19 protein-coding genes and 1 riboswitch are annotated in these 19786 nt (G+C 40.1%); of the genes, 4 read left to right on the forward strand and 15 right to left on the reverse strand.

Annotation, left to right across the window (positions count from 1 at the left end):
• Positions 1-117 precede the first annotated feature (117 nt).
• The 6 genes from PBAT_RS00460 to PBAT_RS00485 form a co-directional block, all read right to left on the reverse strand.
• The gene (locus tag PBAT_RS00460; RefSeq protein WP_068645795.1) at positions 118-693 is read right to left on the reverse strand and encodes a GNAT family N-acetyltransferase; all 576 of its coding nucleotides are present in this window, start codon (positions 691-693) and stop codon (positions 118-120) included.
• 12 nt (positions 694-705) lie between these two features.
• A complete protein-coding gene (locus tag PBAT_RS00465) occupies positions 706-1545 on the reverse strand; it encodes a metallophosphoesterase (RefSeq protein ID WP_084402791.1) in 840 nt (279 codons plus the stop codon).
• A gap of 45 nt (positions 1546-1590) precedes the next feature.
• Positions 1591-2373, reverse strand: coding sequence for a DUF3891 family protein (locus PBAT_RS00470; protein WP_068645796.1), 783 nt, complete (start codon positions 2371-2373; stop codon positions 1591-1593).
• Positions 2374-2507: 134 nt separating this feature from the next.
• Positions 2508-3272 carry a succinate dehydrogenase iron-sulfur subunit gene (gene sdhB / locus PBAT_RS00475; RefSeq protein WP_068645797.1) on the reverse strand — a complete coding sequence of 255 codons (765 nt, stop codon included), beginning with the start codon at positions 3270-3272 and terminating at the stop codon, positions 2508-2510.
• A gap of 48 nt (positions 3273-3320) precedes the next feature.
• Positions 3321-5063 (reverse strand): succinate dehydrogenase flavoprotein subunit, encoded by a 1743-nt coding sequence (sdhA, locus tag PBAT_RS00480; RefSeq protein ID WP_068645798.1) that lies wholly within the window; start codon positions 5061-5063, stop codon positions 3321-3323.
• Positions 5064-5075: 12 nt separating this feature from the next.
• Positions 5076-5744, reverse strand: coding sequence for a succinate dehydrogenase cytochrome b558 subunit (locus PBAT_RS00485; RefSeq protein ID WP_068645799.1), 669 nt, complete (start codon positions 5742-5744; stop codon positions 5076-5078).
• A 242-nt stretch (positions 5745-5986) separates the two neighbouring features.
• Between PBAT_RS00485 and PBAT_RS00490 the strand changes: the two genes are divergently transcribed.
• Complete coding sequence (locus PBAT_RS00490) at positions 5987-6892, forward strand: LysR family transcriptional regulator (protein WP_068645800.1); 906 nt, start codon at positions 5987-5989, stop codon at positions 6890-6892.
• Positions 6893-6975: 83 nt separating this feature from the next.
• On the opposite strand, the gene PBAT_RS00495 is transcribed toward PBAT_RS00490, so the two are convergent.
• Positions 6976-7644, reverse strand: coding sequence for a potassium channel family protein (locus PBAT_RS00495; RefSeq protein ID WP_068645801.1), 669 nt, complete (start codon positions 7642-7644; stop codon positions 6976-6978).
• Between the two features lie 39 nt (positions 7645-7683).
• Positions 7684-8973, reverse strand: a complete 1290-nt coding sequence (locus PBAT_RS00500; RefSeq protein ID WP_068646334.1) for a TrkH family potassium uptake protein — start codon at positions 8971-8973, stop codon at positions 7684-7686.
• A gap of 174 nt (positions 8974-9147) precedes the next feature.
• Positions 9148-9288: riboswitch (cyclic di-AMP (ydaO/yuaA leader) on the reverse strand.
• 249 nt (positions 9289-9537) lie between these two features.
• Between PBAT_RS00500 and PBAT_RS00510 the strand changes: the two genes are divergently transcribed.
• Positions 9538-11187, forward strand: a complete 1650-nt coding sequence (locus PBAT_RS00510) for a CPBP family intramembrane glutamic endopeptidase (protein WP_068645803.1) — start codon at positions 9538-9540, stop codon at positions 11185-11187.
• Here the strand turns inward: PBAT_RS00510 and uvrC are convergent.
• Together uvrC and trxA are read right to left on the reverse strand one after the other, a co-directional pair.
• A complete protein-coding gene (gene uvrC / locus PBAT_RS00515) occupies positions 11159-13165 on the reverse strand; it encodes an excinuclease ABC subunit UvrC (protein WP_068645804.1) in 2007 nt (668 codons plus the stop codon). The two genes, PBAT_RS00510 and uvrC, sit on opposite strands and share 29 nt — an antisense overlap.
• Positions 13166-13310: 145 nt before the next feature.
• Positions 13311-13628 (reverse strand): thioredoxin, encoded by a 318-nt coding sequence (gene trxA, locus PBAT_RS00520; protein WP_068583151.1) that lies wholly within the window; start codon positions 13626-13628, stop codon positions 13311-13313.
• A gap of 231 nt (positions 13629-13859) precedes the next feature.
• Between trxA and PBAT_RS25070 the strand changes: the two genes are divergently transcribed.
• Positions 13860-14018: a YqzM family protein gene (locus tag PBAT_RS25070; protein ID WP_149466384.1), complete on the forward strand. Its 159-nt coding sequence runs from the start codon at positions 13860-13862 to the stop codon at positions 14016-14018.
• 83 nt (positions 14019-14101) lie between these two features.
• Here PBAT_RS25070 and zapE read toward each other — a convergent pair whose 3' ends face one another.
• The 3 genes from zapE to PBAT_RS00535 form a co-directional block, all read right to left on the reverse strand.
• Positions 14102-15055 (reverse strand): AFG1/ZapE family ATPase, encoded by a 954-nt coding sequence (gene zapE / locus PBAT_RS00525; protein WP_068645805.1) that lies wholly within the window; start codon positions 15053-15055, stop codon positions 14102-14104.
• Between the two features lie 49 nt (positions 15056-15104).
• Positions 15105-16619 carry a replication initiation and membrane attachment family protein gene (locus PBAT_RS00530; protein WP_068645806.1) on the reverse strand — a complete coding sequence of 505 codons (1515 nt, stop codon included), beginning with the start codon at positions 16617-16619 and terminating at the stop codon, positions 15105-15107.
• 213 nt (positions 16620-16832) lie between these two features.
• Positions 16833-17126, reverse strand: coding sequence for a YuiB family protein (locus tag PBAT_RS00535; protein ID WP_068583144.1), 294 nt, complete (start codon positions 17124-17126; stop codon positions 16833-16835).
• A 220-nt stretch (positions 17127-17346) separates the two neighbouring features.
• Between PBAT_RS00535 and hemQ the strand changes: the two genes are divergently transcribed.
• Positions 17347-18096: a hydrogen peroxide-dependent heme synthase gene (gene hemQ / locus PBAT_RS00540; protein WP_068645807.1), complete on the forward strand. Its 750-nt coding sequence runs from the start codon at positions 17347-17349 to the stop codon at positions 18094-18096.
• Between the two features lie 123 nt (positions 18097-18219).
• Here the strand turns inward: hemQ and PBAT_RS00545 are convergent, their stop codons facing one another.
• Together PBAT_RS00545 and PBAT_RS00550 are read right to left on the reverse strand one after the other, a co-directional pair.
• Positions 18220-18465, reverse strand: coding sequence for a hypothetical protein (locus PBAT_RS00545; RefSeq protein ID WP_068645808.1), 246 nt, complete (start codon positions 18463-18465; stop codon positions 18220-18222).
• Between the two features lies 1 nt (position 18466).
• Entirely contained in the window at positions 18467-19660 is a 1194-nt protein-coding gene (locus PBAT_RS00550) for an NAD(P)/FAD-dependent oxidoreductase (RefSeq protein WP_068645809.1), read from the reverse strand.
• Positions 19661-19786 lie beyond the last annotated feature (126 nt).

The raw sequence follows: 19786 nt of genomic DNA on the forward strand, positions 1-19786 counted from the left end.
TGGACCCGTTATCAACGGGTCCTAATATATTATTCAAAAGGGGGGTTATGTAATAAGTATAACCATGCTCTGTTAGAGTTACGTAACGGCTATATTTCATTTGTGTAACAATAACCCTCACTTTGCATGAACTTGTCTATAGGATGTCTCGCTTAAGCGGAATTCATTGATCTCACTTGCAATACCCACTGCTCCATACCTAGTTGGAATCGTTCGTACCCACGTTAACCCATTGTTGGTCATAACCTTTTCTGAAGGTGCATTATCCTTATAACATCTACCCTCGACTTGTTGCAAGCCAAGCTCCTCAAAGCCGAATTTCAATAGAATCTTCAATGCCTCCGTCGCCAATCCCTGATTCCAGTACATACGATCAAGCATATATCCCAGTGTTGCTTTAGAATGAACTCTACTCCAATGTTGATAAGATATTAATCCTATAAGTTCATCAATGTTCCTTAACCAGATGCCAAAATGAATAAAGTTCTCTAATTCACGACTTAGAATTTGGTTGAGCATCCTCTTAGAACCAAAATAAGAATGATCCATATGAAAATTAGCACAATTTATCATTTGTAGATCAGAGAGAATAGCTCCCAAACGCTCCCCATCTATCTTCTCGATTCGTCTAAGTTGCACCCGCTCCCCTTCAAGTGTAGAAGAGTCCATAAACTCACGATTATCATCGAACATCCTTTTCCCTCATCACATACCCGACTTCTTGAACGTGAATACCGTCAGTTCTGGTCTACATAAGAATCTTATAGGTAGTTGTGTTACTCCAATTCCTCGGTTCACATATAACTTCATGGCACTGGATTCTAGATGATAAAGGCCCTGAATATATCGTTTGGATCCTATAGGTGTAATAACCGCACCCAACATAGGAAGACGCACTTGCCCTCCATGGCTATGCCCGGATATTTGAATATCAAAAGGATACAGCGCTGCAGTATCTGCATAATCCGGTTCATGCATCAGCAGTAAGGAAAAGGTTCCTTCAGGAATCCCTTTCAGTGCCTTCTCTGGATCAGGTAATCCGATTAAAAGATCTTCCAATCCTACAATGGCAATCATACTTTCATTTCTTCTCAAGAGCACATTTGAATTCTGAAGTACGACAAACCCTGAAGCTTCCAGCATCCGAACGATTTCGCCCGGTTGTCCCCAATGGTCATGGTTGCCTAGGATCGCATACTTACCCATTGGCGCTTTAAGAGAAGTTAAATATGGAATGGCTTGTGCCAGCGGCTCCGCACTATTGTCTACGATATCACCTGTGAAACAGATAACATCTGGGGATTGACTCATGATAGACTCCATTAGATTCTTTAGATGTGATTCATAAGAATGAAATCCCAAATGAAGATCACTAAATTGGACAACCTTCAACCCATCAAAGACGGGTGGTAACCTCTTGAATTCAAGCTCAAGTAATTCAAGAGAAAGTTGTCTGGGTTCCCATAACCAAGCATAACTACTTGAAAGTAATCCTGCACCTATCACAGTGGACGCACTAGAACGAAGAAATTGCCTTCTCGTCATCTTCAATTTTTCTCACTCCCCCCAGTATTCTAAGGTTTCACTTCATTACCTTGACTGAATTTGAAAGGAATAGTGTGTTTCTTCTGTCTTATAATAAGCTTCTGTAATTCCCATCTTAACAATATCCCTCTTGGATACGATTCTACAGGTCAGTTCAACCGAAAATGCGCTATCAAAAGGAAACGGTGATAGTTCTACGGTCGTTGGATTCTTCCAATAAGCCTGAATGATTTCACCCTCCGTACAATCGAAATACTCAGACACCGCAAACCCATCACGCCACCATGGAAATTCGTGTTCTTTATCTACGCCTGGTTCATTCAAACACAAATATAGCGATAAATCATCACAGAACTTCAATACGTGAAGATCATAATTAAGTTCACTATTGTTTGTGAAATCGATTAAATCTAACTCTAGTTGTATATGCTTTCTACGTTTCTGTTCCTGTTCCATATACTTCGTAAGGATCGGATGTTCGAAATTGGCTTGTACCAATAGCCTTTCGAAATGCAGACTACATAAGAGTGCTGCATAAGGACTATTCACCTGAATCTCGTCCAATCCTTTACTGTAGAAAGTCAGCTTAACCGCAACAGGGAAATCCATGAATGTATAGGGTGTATCTTGGGTATCATTCCAAAATGGATTGTCATCCAAATAAATCCAACCTCTGTCATGGTCTTTCACGGCATACAGAGCTTCCTTCCAGCGCTTACTGATTCGAAATCTTGCCGAATGCAAAGCTTCCGCAAATTTCCCTGCTAGTAAACCATGTTTGTGCTGATCAAACATGACCCAGTCATCCTTACGTTCTCTGCATATCATATGTATTCCTCCTAAAAATGAAGTGAACCACTTGCTCTATCTATTATAACTGCCCAATCAACGAACAGCACCTCTACGAATCTCACACATGTGACATTCGTAGAGGTGCCCATATTAATCGATTATAATTAAAATTATACGCCTAACCAACGCTTAAACATATGCTTGGTTGTGTCCTTATTCATTTCGGCAATAGATGTTGTTAATGGTATTCCCTTTGGACACGAGCGGACACAGTTCTGTGAGTTACCACAGCCGTCAATACCACCGTCCTCCATTAACGCATCTAAACGTTCATCCGCATTCATCTCACCTGTAGGATGGGCATTAAACAGCCTAACTTGAGAAATAGCTGCAGGGCCAATGAAATCCGTCTTCTCATTCACGTTAGGACATGCTTCAAGGCATACACCACATGTCATACACTTCGACAATTCATACGCCCATTGCCGCTTCTTCTCAGGCATACGAGGCCCTGGTCCCAAATCATACGTACCATCGATTGGGATCCATGCTTTCACCCGCTTAAGTGCTTTAAACATCCGAGTACGATCAATCACAAGATCACGAACTACAGGAAATGTACTCATCGGTTGTAATCGGATAGGTTGCTCCAAATTCTCAATCAGCGCGGCACAAGCCTGACGAGGTTTGCCATTGATAACCATTGAACAGGCACCACATACTTCTTCCAAGCAATTAGAATCCCAACATACGGGAGCAATATTCTTTCCTTCACTAGTTACCGGATTACGTTGAATTTCCATGAGTGAACTAATAACATTCATATTCGGGCGATATGGAATTTCAAACTCCTCTGTATAAGGCTTCGAATCCGGAGCATCCTGACGAGTAATAATAAACTTAACATTTTTCTTTGGTGCAGATGTTTCCGCCATATTTATTCCTCCCATAAGTTTTTGAGCGCGCTAACATACACGATTAGATTACTTTTCTTTCGAATAGTCACGAATACGTGGCGGGATCAAACTTACATCAATCTCATCATATGAGATCTGCGGACCCTCAGGCGTCCACTTCGCTTTCGTTGTCTTCAGGAACCGTTCATCATTACGCTCTGGATAATCCGGCTTATAGTGTGCACCCCGACTCTCATCACGTAACAAGGCACCTACTGTCATCGCATGAGCTAACTCCAACATATTCCATAGTTGACGAGTAAACGCAATGCTTGGATTGTTCCAGCGAGATTTATCATTCATGCTAATATTCTGGTAACGTTGCTTCAATTCTTTGATCTTCTCAATTGTCGCTTCAAGCTTGTCATTATAACGAACAACAGTCATATTATTCGTCATCCACTCACCCAACTCTTTATGAATAACATACGCATTTTCAGTTCCGTCCATAGCAAGAAGCTTCTCATATTTGTCTATATGTTCTTTCTTATAACGATCGAATACAGATGTAGGAACATCCTCTGCCTTCTTCTTAAGACCTTTAATATATTCGACCGCTTTAGGTCCAGAAATCATACCTCCATAAATAGCAGATACGAGAGAGTTAGCGCCCAAACGATTCGCACCATGATATTGGTATTCGCACTCACCTGCTGCAAATAGCCCAGGAATGTTCGTCATTTGATTGTAATCAACCCATATTCCACCCATTGAATAGTGGACAGCCGGGAATATTTTCATTGGAATTTTCCGAGGATCATCGCCCATAAACTTCTCATAGATCTCAATAATTCCACCTAACTTAACATCTAGTTCTTTCGGATCCTTGTGTGAAAGATCAAGATACACCATGTTCTCTCCATTTACCCCGAGCCCCTGATTGACACACACATCGAATATTTCACGAGTTGCAATATCGCGTGGCACTAAATTTCCATAAGCAGGATATTTCTCTTCGAGGAAATACCAAGGCTTACCATCTTTATACGTCCAGATGCGTCCACCTTCCCCACGTGCGGATTCGGACATCAAACGGAGCTTGTCATCTCCAGGGATAGCGGTCGGATGAATTTGAATAAACTCACCATTCGCGTAAAAAGCCCCTTGCTGATAAACTGCACTCGCAGCAGTACCAGTATTAATTACTGAGTTCGTTGTCTTCCCGAAGATAATACCAGGTCCCCCACTTGCTAATATAACCGCATCAGCTACAAAGGTATGGATTTCCATGCTTTTAAGATCTTGTGCACAAATCCCCCGACATACACCTTCATCATCAATAATTGCGGAAAGGAACTCCCAATTCTCACGCTTCGTTACTAATCCTTCAGCTTCATAACGTCGTACTTGCTCATCTAGTGCGTATAATAATTGTTGTCCTGTTGTCGCTCCAGCAAAAGCTGTTCTATGGTACTTGGTTCCACCAAAACGACGGAAATCAAGCAGTCCTTCAGGTGTACGATTGAACATAACGCCCATCCGGTCCATCAAATGAATAATACCTGGTGCTGCATCGCACATCGCTTTAACAGGTGGTTGATTGGCAAGGAAATCGCCACCATACACTGTGTCATCGAAATGCTCCCAAGGTGAATCTCCTTCACCCTTCGTATTAACAGCTCCGTTAATTCCACCTTGTGCACATACGGAGTGAGATCTCTTTACTGGAACTAATGAGAATAAGTTAACATGAGTACCCGATTCCGCTGCTTTAATGGTTGCCATCAATCCAGCCAAACCGCCGCCCACAATAATAATATTTGTTGTCATTTAGGTCACCCCTTAGCTTAAGACTGTCTTTAATGAATCTATAACGTTCAATGCAATATCGAACTCAACACCTCGGAAAGCAATAAGTGAAAGTACAAACAATACCGATACGATTACGAATAATCCCATACACAAGACTGAAGATACGCGTTGCGCACGAGGACCCACGGTAATTCCCCAGCTTACAAGGAAGGACCATATCCCATTGGAGAAATGAAATGCCGTTGAAATAATACCTACTAAATATAATGTAAATGTTAGAGGGTTCATTACGACCGCATGTATTATGCCTCCTAACTCTTCATGTGTTACATTTCCAAGGGCTACTTGTACGCGTGTCTCATAGACATGCCAAATAATAAACATGAATGTAATGACACCTGAAATACGCTGAAACAAGTACCTATAGTTACGTTCATACTTGTAAGAGCCCGCATTCGGTTGTGATTGATAGGCAATATACAGTCCAAATACACCATGATAAAGCAATGGTAACCAAATGAGTAACAATTCCATGAAGAAAACGAGTGGCAGGTTATTAAGAAATGCTACTCCTTCATTAAATTTGGCAAGTCCACCTTCAAATGCGCCAAAGTTCGTCACTAAATGCTCCAAAATAAAGAAACTTAGTGGGATCACTCCAAGTAATGAGTGAATTTTTCTAGCATAATAACCCTTCATAAAATGACTACTCCCCTTTCCAATAACAGCGTTTTCAAGTTTTGTTGTAAATAAATCCTATTAGGAAGTGATAAATGCCGCAAAATTCGACTAACTCATCCACATATTTCGACATTATGTGAACAACTTGTGGCACTTTCATGTTACTCCTTTTTATCTTATAATGGAATTGCAATATAATTATTATTTGTTATAACATAAACGCATATGTTGAATTATTATAGAGATTAGTGGGGTGTACCATGTTTGAATCCTTAGATGTGTTCGCTATCGTTGTGGAGCAATCAAGTCTTAATAAAGCTTCTAAACTGTTAAACCTCTCCCAACCTGCTTTATCACGAAAAATTGCCAAACTAGAGAACGATTTAGGGGTCAGTCTATTCCATCGTCGTGGTAAGCGCTTAGAATTAACCTCCATCGGGCATTTAACATATACCTTCGCGTTGGAGCAGAATAAACATCAGCAACAATTTCTACGGACGTTATCGCAACATAAGGATGGGAGTCAGATCTCAGTTACCTTGGGAGCGAGCCTTACTACATTACAAACAACTCTCCCTCCACTCATTAACACATTCATGGAAAGACATCCTACTGCAGAAATCAAGCTTGTTACAGGCAGAACCCATGAGATCGTCTCCGCACTCCGTGAGAAGAAAATCGATGTTGGAATCGTTGCTTCTTCTATCTACGAACGGGGCTTACACTGCATCCCGTTGTTTGAGGATCATTTGGAACTGGTGTTACCTATACATCATCCACTTGCCGAAACCAAAGTCGTCAATATGAAGCATTTACATGGCATGCCGATGATTAGCTTCTCAAGTGGGACATGGTACCGCAAACTAACAGATGAACTATTTCAAAGTACGGGTATTATGCCTGACATTCGGATGGAAATTGACTCTTTCGAAGCCATTGTACGCTTATTACCTACTTGTAAGGCTGTAACACTACTACCCAAATCTTACTTACATCAACAACTCCTTAATGATAACCAACTAAAGGTTATTCACATTCCCGACCTCAAAGAGACGAGAAGAACGACATCCTTAATCTATGGTGAATATACAGAGTTAAGCAAGGCTGCACGACAATGGATTGAAGAGACGGAAGCCTTATTCAACCGCTTAGATTTACAGTTATAATCTCCTACAAACCAGTATAGCCCAGAAAACCTACGTTTAAGGTTTCCGGGCTATACTGGTTTGTTCTATATGCGTTTAAATTTTTAATTATCATGCATTACTTCATTCTCAAACTGTTCAATATTCGCGTTCGAACCAATAATGACCATAATATCATCCGTTCGAACCTGATCCATCCCTGTTGGAGCTACTATAATTCCCTCTGCTCTGTGTAACGCTACGATACTACATCCAAATCTCGAACGCGTATTTATCTCTGTTAGTGTCTTGCCATTAAGACACACAGGAACTTTCATTTCTACTATGCTGTAGTCTTTAGAGAGTTCAATATAATCCAACAGATTAGGCGTTACCAGTTGATGTGCAACTCGAATGCCCATATCTCTCTCAGGATACACCACCCGATCTACACCTAGTTTCTCAAGTGCTCTTCCATGAAGAACAGAGATCGCCTTAGCTATGACTGTAGATACGCCTAAATCCTTTAGCAGTATAGCTGCAAGAATACTCGTCTGGATATCCTCTCCGATAGCCACAATGCCACAATCGAAATTACGAACACCAAGTGATTTCAACACTTCTTCATCTGAAGCATCTGCTACAACTGCATAAGTCAGCAAATCACTCATATCACTTACAATCTCTTCATTTCGATCAATACCTAGTACTTCATAATTCAGTGCCATGAGTTCTAGTGCTATCGACGATCCAAAACGTCCTAAGCCAATAACAACAAATTGCTGTTTTTTCATTCCTCTTTCAGTACTCCTTCATCTATCTCAATTTCCTTACTATCCTATAATAATTTTGCCTTCTGGATGACGATATAACTCTTTACCTTTTTTCGGTCCAAGAGCATAAGCCATAGTTAATGGTCCAAGTCGACCCGCAAACATCGTAAGGCTGATGAGGATCTTACCTATAAGACTAAGCTTCGTTGTTAATCCCATGGTTAAACCTACCGTACCGAAAGCAGAAGTTGTCTCATATAATATCATTAAAAAAGGACTATCTTCTGTCGTGGACAACACCATCGCTACACTCAATACGAGCAAGAGTGCAAGCAACGTAATCGTTAACGCCTTAAATATCCTTTCTTGCGCAAGACGATACCGGAACAACACGATATCTTCACGGCCACGCAACATCGAAATAACAGCTCCAATAATAATGGTAAAGGTCGTCGTTTTAATACCACCACCGGTCGATCCTGGAGAAGCACCAATAAACATCAGAATAATCATAAAGAATTGAGATGCCTGCCTCATACCTCCTAAATCAATCGTGTTCGCTCCAGCGGTTCTTGGTGTAACCGATTGGAAGAAGGATCCTAGAATCTTCCCTCCCCAATTCAGTGACCCTAGTGTTCTTGGATTGGAATACTCGAATACGAATATAACAATCGCTCCGAACACGATCAAGAATGCTGTCATGGACAGTACCACTTTGGAGTGTAAGGATATTCTACGTGTTCTCTTGAAATCCACCAAATCAGACAGAACAATAAATCCAATCCCACCTGATACAATCAAGAACATGACAACAAAATTCACTAGCGGATCATATACATAACCTGTAAGGCTACGGAAGTCACCGAACAGATCGAATCCAGCATTGTTGAACATGGAAATCGCATGAAAAATACCAAAGTATAAAGCTTTTCCAAAAGGCATATCAATAGACCATCGGATGGTCAAAAGAATGGCTGCAACACCTTCAATAATTAGTGAAAAGAATAATACCTTTCGAATTAAGCGTACGATGCCTTCCATTGTGTTCTGGTTCATCGCTTCTTGAAGCAGTAAGCGATCACGAAGTGAAATTCTACGTTTCAGTATTAGAGCAAATAAGGTCGCCATCGTCATAAAACCAATCCCGCCAACTTGAATGAGCATAATAATAACCACTTGTCCGAACATCGTAAAGAATGTCCCTGTATCTTTTACGACCAATCCGGTTACACACGTTGCTGATGTCGCAGTAAATAAGGCATCAATAAAGGCTAGAGGTTTCCCCGTTGTATTAGCGATAGGTAACGTAAGTAAAAGAGTTCCCAGCAATATAATGCTAGCAAATCCCATTACTAGAATTTGTGGAGGAGATAATTTGAACCAGCTAAACTTCCATTTCAATATGATCACCCCTTTTCAAAAATATAAGAAAGTATGTCGCTTTTTTTCACCAAAGGACTGCGCATCCATTTATATTTGGTCAACGAAAAAAGACACTGGAATTCCAATGCCTCTCGGGTTGGTTCCTGCTAGCATATCGCCTACGAGGTTAGCTGACGGATTCGGGTATGCACAGGTTACCCTATTCGTTGAATAAACAACGAAATTCACCCCATAAAAAATGGTTCCCCCATATTTCTTATGAAAATTCGGCGCATTATTGAATTGCATTCCGATTATAATCTTTATACAGGAACAGTACAAAGTCATTTTTGGAACAAATGTGTTGATATTGAATGAAAAGAAGCTAAATAATGCGTATGAACACTCAATCCCTCTCTTTATATATTATTACCTTCGTAATCATCTTGTTTTCGCACATCACACTTTACAATTACTGGATTTAGCGCTGAAATCTGTGTTATGTTAACTATACTCAAGAAGAAAGACCATCTAAATCTAGGAGGAAATTCAATGAATGTTACAGGACAGCCTTTGAAGCTCAAGACCAATTATAAGGTTCTGAGTTTACTCGGGGCTATCGGTCTGATTCTGTTTATGATTATCCAAGTGTTTCCTGGTACTGCATCGGATACATTGGAGCAGCAAAGCACCGGAATCATCACTAAGGAACAAGCTCTAGAAGTTGCAACGCAATATGCTGAGTCACAACTTCATATACATATATTGAGTAATCCTGACACGCTGGTTACATATCAATCTAACTCTGATATCTACGGTTATTTATCTAAAGAGAAACTAATAAAGAAGTATAATACAACTTTTGAGAAGAGATATCCTTACGATGTGTATCGTGTCCGTCTACAAGAGAGCGAACGTGGACCTTTTCTCAATATTGATGTACATATGAATACAGGGGAAATCGTAGCTTATGCGCAAGAAAAAGAAACCAACTTTGCCTCGACTGAACCTACGAAAGAATCCATGAGTACAACAAATAAGAAAAAACTCGCTGAACCATGGCTTACGAAATTAGGCTATGATCCAGAGAAGCTCACCATTGTGCAAAAAGACAAAAATACGCTTACCTATTCAGATTACAATGTAACCATTGGTGAGGCGGTATTACAGCTTAAGTTCGCTTTTGGCACAGACAGGATTGTATCCTTTCAACCTGCTTTTACAACACCTGCAGAACATACTGCTTATGTTGAAAAAGAACACACCAAAGCCGTCTGGTTAACCCTGCTAGGATATGGCCTTCTAACTTTAGCACTTGGCGTACTCGCTATTGTTTATAGTGCTTTGACAAGACGATATACCTCTTTCGTTAGAGGTATATTCCTAAGTTCCTTTTATTTCATTGTTTCTATGCTAAGCACTTTTAACATGTTACCTGCATTGGAAGCGGAAGGACTCACAGGAACATCCCTAATCTTAGGACTGATCTTTCAAGGTTTACTCACATTGGTCATGGCTGCGTTATTGTACTTCTCCCTGATCGGTGGAGATGGCTTATGGAAGAAGGAAGTTGGACTTAATCCGTGGCCACGTGGCAAAGAATCTGGGTATGGATCGTATGTACTTCATAGCATGTTTGTCGGATATTTATGGGCACTTATATTATTAGGTGTTCAATCGATTATCTATTTCATACTCGATTTAACGCTTCATAGTTGGTCTACAACAGATGCAAGTCAATCTCCAATTAACATGGTATATCCTTGGATGCTACCGCTATTAGCATGGGTTGCTGGAATTTCGGAAGAAGCGGTTTATCGCTTATTCGGAATTAGAATGATGAAGAAGATTGTCAAGAACACCTTTGTGGCCTGCCTGATTCCTTCGATTATCTGGGCATTCGGTCATACGCTTTATCCTATTTATCCCGTTATTTCAAGACCAATAGAGCTTGTCATAATCGGGCTTCTATTCAGCTTTATATTCCTGCGTTATGGCTACATTACTGTCATGTTCAGCCATGTAGTATTTAATAGCATTCTCATGGGTTTCAGCTTATTCACACTGAATGATACCACTAATATTACGGCCGGAATTGTATCTATGATCATGCCATTTATCGTAGCATCCGTGATATACCTGTTTTACGCTAGAAAAAAAGAGAAGCCGTATGTTACGACTCCTCCTGAAGTGCTGCAATAATTTGTGAGGCTAGTTTCTCACCAATAGAGAGAGGCCGGAAGTCTTCGACGCTGGCCTCTCTTATTTTTTTGAGAGAACCGAAATGCTTCAGCATCAGCTTACGGCGTTTCTCTCCCACGCCAGGTATAGCATCGAGCTGGGATGTAACCATCGATTTACCACGTAGTTCACGATGGAAGGTGATTGCAAAGCGATGCACCTCCTCTTGAATACGTTGTAATAGATAGAATTCTTGACTATCCCGAGGCAGTGTTATGACCTCTGCTGGCTCACCGATCATAAGCTGTGAAGTTCTATGTTTAACATCCTTCACGAGTCCACATACAGGAATAAACAACCCTAGCTCATTCTCCAGTACGTCCATCGCCGCAGCAATTTGTCCTTTCCCTCCATCAACTACTATCAGGTCCGGCATCTCCAAATTTTCCTTCAATACTCGTTCATACCGTCTGCGAATGACTTCTCGCATCGTACTATAATCATCTGCTCCAACGACGGTTCGAATCTTGTACTTTCTATACTCTTTCTTATCCGGTTTACCATCTATAAATACAATCATTGCTGATACTGGATTAGTTCCTTGAATATTAGAATTATCAAAAGCCTCAATACGATGTAGTGAATGAATACCAATGGCTTCGCCTAAGTTTGCAGCTGCTATGGATGTACGCTCTTCGTCACGCTCAATTAGTCTGAACTTCTCATCAAGAGAGACTCTAGCATTCTCAGCAGCCATCCCTACCATCTGTTTCTTCAATCCTCGCTGCGGTATATATACTTTAATACCCAACCATTCCTGAAGTGCAGAAACAATATTAACATCATCAACACTTCCCATTAAGAGAGATGCACGTGGATCATTAACAGATTCAGACTCACTTACAGATGTTTCATTTATATCAACCTTGTCACCATTAACTTCTTCAGCGTTCAGCATTACTTCATTCTGACCATTGCCTACGTTATTACCTTGTGTAATCTTAATCTCAATTCCAGCCTCTACCATATTCAGCTCGGGTAATAGAATTTCTTGCGGTAGCGCTGGATTGTCACTGTAATATTGTGTAACGAAAGTCATAAAGTCGCTATAGGCTTCCCCGTAAAATGGAAATACAGAAGCATGCCGCTGAACCATCTTCCCTTTACGCATATAGAGTATCTGAACACACATCCAGCCTTTATCGACTGCAAAGCCCAGAACATCCCGATCTCTTGTATCCGACGTCGTAATTTTTTGCTTCTCCATGATGGCATCAATGTTCATGATCTGATCACGAAGTTCTTTAGCTCGTTCGAAATATAGTTCTTCTGAAGCTTCCAACATCTTACGCTGAAGCTCCTTCTTTATGACCTCGTGTCCACCACTGAGAAAAGAGCTAATCTCTTGTATTATCTGATCGTAAGATTGTTGTTCGACCTCTTTCTCACATGGAGCTAGACACTGTCCCATATGGAAATACAAGCATACTTCCTTCGGTAGTACACCACATTTACGTAATGGATACATTCGATCTAATAACTTCTTGGTCTGCTGCGCGGCATAAGCATTTGGATATGGACCGAAATATTTCGCCTTATCCTTTAAGACACGTCGTGTCACTTCTAATCTTGGATGTAACTCATTCGTAATTTTGATATACGGGAATGTCTTATCATCCTTAAGCAGAACATTGTATCTCGGTTGATGTCCCTTTATGAGATTGCACTCCAAAATAAGTGCCTCCATATTACTTCCCGTTACAATATATTCGAAGTCACGGATATCAGATACGAGCATCTGTGTTTTACCATTATGACTCCCCGTAAAATAAGATCTAACCCGATTCTTAAGTACCTTTGCCTTACCAACGTAAATAATGGTGCCTTCACTATTCTTCATCAGATAGCACCCAGGGAGGTCAGGCAAGAGAGCTAACTTATTGCGAATATGATCCTGCGCCTTCTCTTTCTCTTGTATATCCTTGGTCAAATCATCCATTTGTATGTCATTACCTCCCCCAGTAAAATGACTATTTTCTATATATTAAAATCCAATTATGCTCTATTCTCAATTAGCTTAAGTATCCATCATTCTAATAAAGCGCCCCCGAAAAACCGGAGGCGCTTAGTGTATTGCTCAATTCTTACTGGTGCTTAGAAAGCATGTTCTTCAATGCATCTTTGGAGTTCAATCCAACTACTTTATCAACCGGTTGACCGTCTTTAAAGACAATCAATGTTGGAATACTCATTACACCAAAGCGAGATGCTGTTTCAGGATTCTCATCCACATTCACTTTAGCGATCTTAACACTGTCACCTAGTTCGGAAGATAGTTCATCCAAGATAGGAGCGATCATCTTACAAGGACCACACCAAGGCGCCCAGAAATCAACCAAAACCGTTCCTTGTCCTTCCACTTCTGTGATAAAGGACTGATCGGATACATTAACAATTGCCATGATATTTCTCCTCCTTATTTAGGAAAGTTCAATGAATTTAAACTGATACGTCTTTGTGGACAGTTCAAGTATACCACATTATTATAAGCAAAGGAAAATATCAAATCCAATAATATTCAGTAATTCTTTACAAGTTAATTTAGAATTGAGTATACTTGGGTTAACTCAGGTCTATTTGTATATGATTATTATCATGCGCAAAAACAAGATCTTTATGAGGAGGAATGAAGCATGGAAGCAAAAGTATATTTAAATGATCCTCGGGAACATGTAAATGAAGAACCCCGCGATGATTTTGGAGATTTAATGCTTGGATTTGGTGGAATGTTCTTATTCTTGGCCGTTCTATTCTTCGGAATGATCATCATCAAGTTCATTGTCTCTGGTTAATCTTGGATCATTAAAGGAACACCGAAAAGTCTGATCTCCTAATTTACTAGGGGATCAGACTTTTTAAATTTGGATATAGATAATTAGTGTTTACCGCGTTGATTTTCACCGTGAAGGTTAACCACATCCACGAATGGGGAGATTCGATCCATTAATCGTTGACCTTTATTTCCCTCTTCCCCATCCTTATTCGTAAAGCTAAGATGCTTCTCAAGACCATCAAGTGTGTAATTTGATGTATAGAATGTAGGTTTACGATTCATCCGATAGTTCAAGATAGACCCCATAATATGATCACGCGCCCACGGATTTAAATTCTCTGCCCCAATATCATCAAAAATAAGTAAATCACAGTTCTTCATCAGTTCTGTACTTTCCTTCAACTTCACATTATCCATCATCATAGACTTCAAATCCTCAACGAAGTCTGGCATGTAGACAATGACGCCAGTAAGCCCCGCGATCGCAAGTTCATGTAGCATATAACTCATAAGAAATGTTTTTCCCGTTCCGAAAGAACCATAAAGGTATAACCCTCGTGTGGATAGCCCATTCTCTTTCGTCTCACGAATATAGCGAAACACTTGTTGTACAGCAGGAGCACGCAGACGGTCCTTACCCATAATTTCTACTTCTTTATATCCTTCATTTAAAGCACGCTCATCTACATAGAAGCTCCGAATGCGCTTCTTCACCTGATCATCATGTTGTTTCGTCAAATGAAGCGAGCACGGTGCCTTCCGTTCATATAGCTCAGCATTCCCGTTCACCGTCTGTACACCTAGCTTACTGAAATGACCTTGAAAGTCATTCGGACAATTGGCAAGCCCGGGGCAGTTATCACAATTACGCTTGTCCCCAACATACTGATATAAGCGGCTTACGTTGAGACGCAGCTTAGAATCATCCAATTCAGGATAAAGTGTACGTAATTCCTTAATCAGTGGATGGCTGAACAGTTCATCTTCTATCGCTTGTGACTGTCGCCGAAATGAAGGATTCTTCATCTGCTGAAGTAATTCTCCTAAAGATTCCACGTCTCACCCTCCTTTAAAAGTCAAATGAATATAATGAGACTATTCATACTTAACCTTGTTTCTTACTTGCTTGAATTTCAGCAGCCATCTTCATCATTTCTTCAAATTCTTCTTCAGATACCAAATCACCTTGACTGTTATCCTTAGCAATTGGAATTTCCGGCTTCGCTTTGGTCTGCTTGTTGTTGCCGTAAGTTCGAGTACGCGACCCGCCTGATGCAGCTGCCTGTTTCCCTTTTACTTTAGACTGATCTTTGATGTATTGTACTGCCTTCTCGTAAGAATTTATCTGTTTCAATAGCATATTAGATGCAATAGCCTCTACAAAATTTCGGTTGATACGTTGATCTCCACCAGAAGCCAAAAGCGACATTAAATAATGAATAAGTACATTAATGACTTCACCAGGCAATTTGTAGCTTAGATCAATCTTTTCAAATATATCAATTAAATTATCCGGTACAGCGCCCGGGAAAAAAGTTTTAAGTAATTTCGTATAAGGTTCGTTTCGAAGCATCATATTATACTGATGAACATCACATTTCGATTTAAACTGTATCGGTACCTCAACATAATACTCCATTTGTACCGCATGTTCCAATTGAAGGGATCCCTCTGGATTGTCTTCCTCTTGTCGAATGGATATTATTTTGCCAGCTAACACTTCACGTTGTTCCTGCCTCTTCTTTCCTTGACGGAAGTGTAGGTTGGCTTGATGTTGCAATTCATCGAGGATGATATCTCCTTGCGGTGTAAATATACCATCTTCATCAAGCAGACGACATAAATCTTGAACATTCAGCTCATACTTATTAACAACATAATTCACAATGCCCATTTGTTCAAAGTTAAACCGAAGCTTCTCGACGTATTCTCGATTAACGGATTCTCTTGGAAAACGAAGAATAATATCAGCATAATTCAGGCCATTACTTTCTTCCCCTGCTTGCAGACCAGACTGTCTAGTCGTAGAAACTTCTGAAAGAGCTTGCTCTAACTCATAATCAATTACATGGGTATTCAGTTCAAAAATTTCATAAAAAGGTACTGAAATATTCTCTTTGTTCTGCTTGGCTCCTGACCATTCCTCAGGTTCCTTAATCCATAGTTCCTCTCGCAACGAGAGCACGGCAAATTTACCTATCTTATCTCGTAACAAGAGTGTTAAGTGCTGCGTATTAAAGAATTCCGTTGGAGATAAAGGTGCCGTTAATTCGTACTCGTACATATAATCGTCGTTCTCAGGTACATAGATACGACTTGTTTGTAACAGACCTACCGCTTCAAGCTTGGAAGCTTGCTCGATTAGAAATTTCCGCCCAGTCTCACTAGGTTCCATACCAAGGGTTAAGAAAAGACGGCGTTGTTGTTCTATTCTAGAATAACCAATTTTCTCTATAGGAAGTTGTTGAAACAACAAATGATAGAAACTTATAGCGAATGCACCGACCATGGGTTGATAGATACTATGGAGCATTCTGTTATCAAGACTGCTCAAGCAGAACTCGCGATAAACACAGTATTGATGGTTCTCGGTATAATGTAGAAGACTCTTTATGCGCATCGTTTACCTCCCATCGTTTACATTGACTCCTTCTATTCTATCATAATTCTTACTGTTCGTTCGACGTATTTCGTGTTTATATCACATGAATTTATATCCATCCTATGGGGTTTAATCAAATATCATCACGAACCCTTGATCATAATATGAAATCTTTGTAACAAACAACAAAGCAGCCCTTCCTAGGGAAGAGCTGCTCACAAAAGGCTTTCATTAGAACATGGTGTACCCACCTTGACGCAATTTCTTAATCGCCCATCCACTAATAAAGGCACCAACTAATCCAGCTAAACCCGTAAGATAGTCAACGATATGAAACGAACCTAGATGCGTTCCAAGCGGCATACTATGATCCCACAAAGAATATATAACAATAGGTAAGATGACAATTACAAACAAATAACACGGGAACCACGTCGTTTTCATTAACATATTAAGAATAAAGCCAATGCCGAACATCATCACAAAAAAAAGTACCATCAGTACAAGCACAGGGATAAATTGCATACGGGCTATTTCACCTCTTCTTCATATCGCGCCTATTCCATTATTCCAATAAAAAACGGCATAAATTAACATACGCTAGTAGATAGTTTACTAGAAAAATTGTCATGAAGCAACGAAGATTATGTAAAGATTGTGTCTTCGTTTGCTCTTATACTTATTCATGGGATACAATGTGAGCATAGCAATATGTAATTACCTATACTTAGGAGTGATTAAGCACATGAGTGAAGTCGCAACAACACTTGAAGGATGGTACTCTCTCCACGATTTCCGTTCTATGAATTGGTCCTCTTGGAAATCCGCTGATGATGAAGACCGTGCTATGGCACTGGATGAGCTTCAAGCATTTATGCAGGAATGGTCTACCGTCGAATCCACTCACCAAGGAAGTAGTACGGCGTATTCTATTGTTGGACAGAAAGCTGACTTTGTATTTATGCATCTGAGGGAAACATTAGAAGACCTTAATGCACTTGAAACAGCTTTTAACAAAACCATTTTTGCTCAATATACGACAAAAGAATATTCATATGTCAGTATTGTTGAACTTAGTAATTATATGGGTAGTGCAAATGGTGGAAATCCAATGGATAACCCAGAGGTTGTCGCACGTCTTAAACCCATTCTTCCGAAGAATAGATATATCTGTTTCTACCCGATGAATAAGAAACGTGAGCTTGCGGATAACTGGTACATGCTTAGCATGGAAGAGCGTCGGACTTTGATGCGTAGCCATGGCTTGATCGGACGGAGTTATGCAGGTAAAGTAAAACAAATCATCACGGGTTCTGTAGGATTAGATGATTGGGAATGGGGAGTAACTTTATTCTCTGAAGATGCACTTCAGTTCAAGAAGCTAGTATATGAAATGCGCTTTGATGAAGTTAGTGCTCGTTACGGCGAATTCGGTACATTTTATGTAGGTAGTTTACTAAGTAAACAATCTTTCGAAGACATGCTTAAATTATAATTTGCCGATCTCAATATGTATCTAATCATGGGCCTTCTCCTTATCAACATCTGGAGAAGGTCTTTATTACGTTAAAAAAGATTCATCACATTAGTCCTGTGACAAATCCTTTACTAGCTAATGCTATTCTTCTTCGTTTTGCTTCCTTGAATCAAGATATTCCGCCGTTGCAACATCCCGAGCACGGCCTTTCTCCTTCAGCCTTTCAATCGCCGGAAGAATCAGAATATCTACTTCTTTCTGAATCGTATAAGCCAAATCGTAAGCTTCTTGAGATTCTAAATGAGCTCCGACTTCCATTAGGGCATTATACCGGTCTAATTCTTCTCTCGTCAGTAAACCACGAACTTGTACGCTACAGTGTCTCATATTATAGGAATCTTCCTTTTTTCAGTACGAGTGTGATGCCGCCAATCGTATACAGATATCTCATATCTACAACCTTTTTCAACTGTGCTGCACTCCAACCCTTCATGAGCTTCGTACCTATAACGGCAACACCTTCACCTTTACCAAGCGATGCAACGGTTCCTTTATTAGTGAATTCAAATTTCCTAAGTTGCTGGTTACGGATGCTAGCAACCACGTTCTGTGCACAACATACACCTTGTTGCATAGCAATTTGTGCAGTTGGTGGATAAGGGCGCCCTTCTGGATTAAAGATAAGTGCATTATCACCTATAATGAATACATTGTCATGACCTGGAACGTGTAGTTGTTCGTCTACTTTAACTCGACCTCTCATCGTTTCGAACCCGGCAGCTTCAATCATACGGTTCCCACGAATTCCACCAGTCCACACCACAGTAGCCGCTTTAATCTCTTCACCCGTAGCAAGAAGTACACCCTCAGTTGTGCATTCTTTAATAGCAACACCCATTTTGAATGTAACACCTTTTCTAATAAGAACATCCATTGCATATTCGACCAGTTCTGGTGCAAATCCAGGCAATGCGGTTGGCGCTGCTTCAATATTATAAATGTTAACAAGATGAGGATCTACATCATATTCTTTGCACAGTTTAGGAATACGATCAGCTAACTCAGCTACAAATTCAATGCCACTGAATCCAGCTCCTCCAACCACGAAATTAATGCGTTCTTGAGCATTTCTTTCATTCTTATATTGAGCGAATTGATACTCGATATGTTTACGTATTAAGCGTACTGAGTTAATACTACGGATGGACATCGCATGTTCCGCAAGTCCAGGGATACCAAAGCTCTCAGGCTCTCCTCCTAAGGCAATGATAAGATAATCGTAAGAAAGTGTACCATCTTCTAGTATTATTTTTTTCTCTTGAGGGCGAATCTCTTGCACAGATGACTTCACCAAATCAATCTTGAATTCATCAATCAGATTTGAGATAGAAATACGAGTATTTTCTATACTATCTGTACCTGCAGCAGGCATGTGCAAATGAGTTGTCAAGTAATGATACTCATGTCGATTAACTAATGTAACGTCTGCTTCATTATACTTCAATTCTTTTTGAAGACGTTGTGCGGTTAGGATCCCTCCGTAACCAGCACCCAGTATTACTATTTTCGGAATATTACTCATAATCATTCCTACTCCTTCCAAATTCCTCTTTATATATAGTTTATAGCCAATTCACCCTTATATTTGTGAAAATAAACACATTAATAAAAGGGATAATAACACCATATCCCACTCCTGAGACATCCA

This window comes from Paenibacillus antarcticus (assembly GCF_001637225.1).
Classification (GTDB): Bacteria; Bacillota; Bacilli; order Paenibacillales; family Paenibacillaceae; genus Paenibacillus_AQ; species Paenibacillus_AQ antarcticus.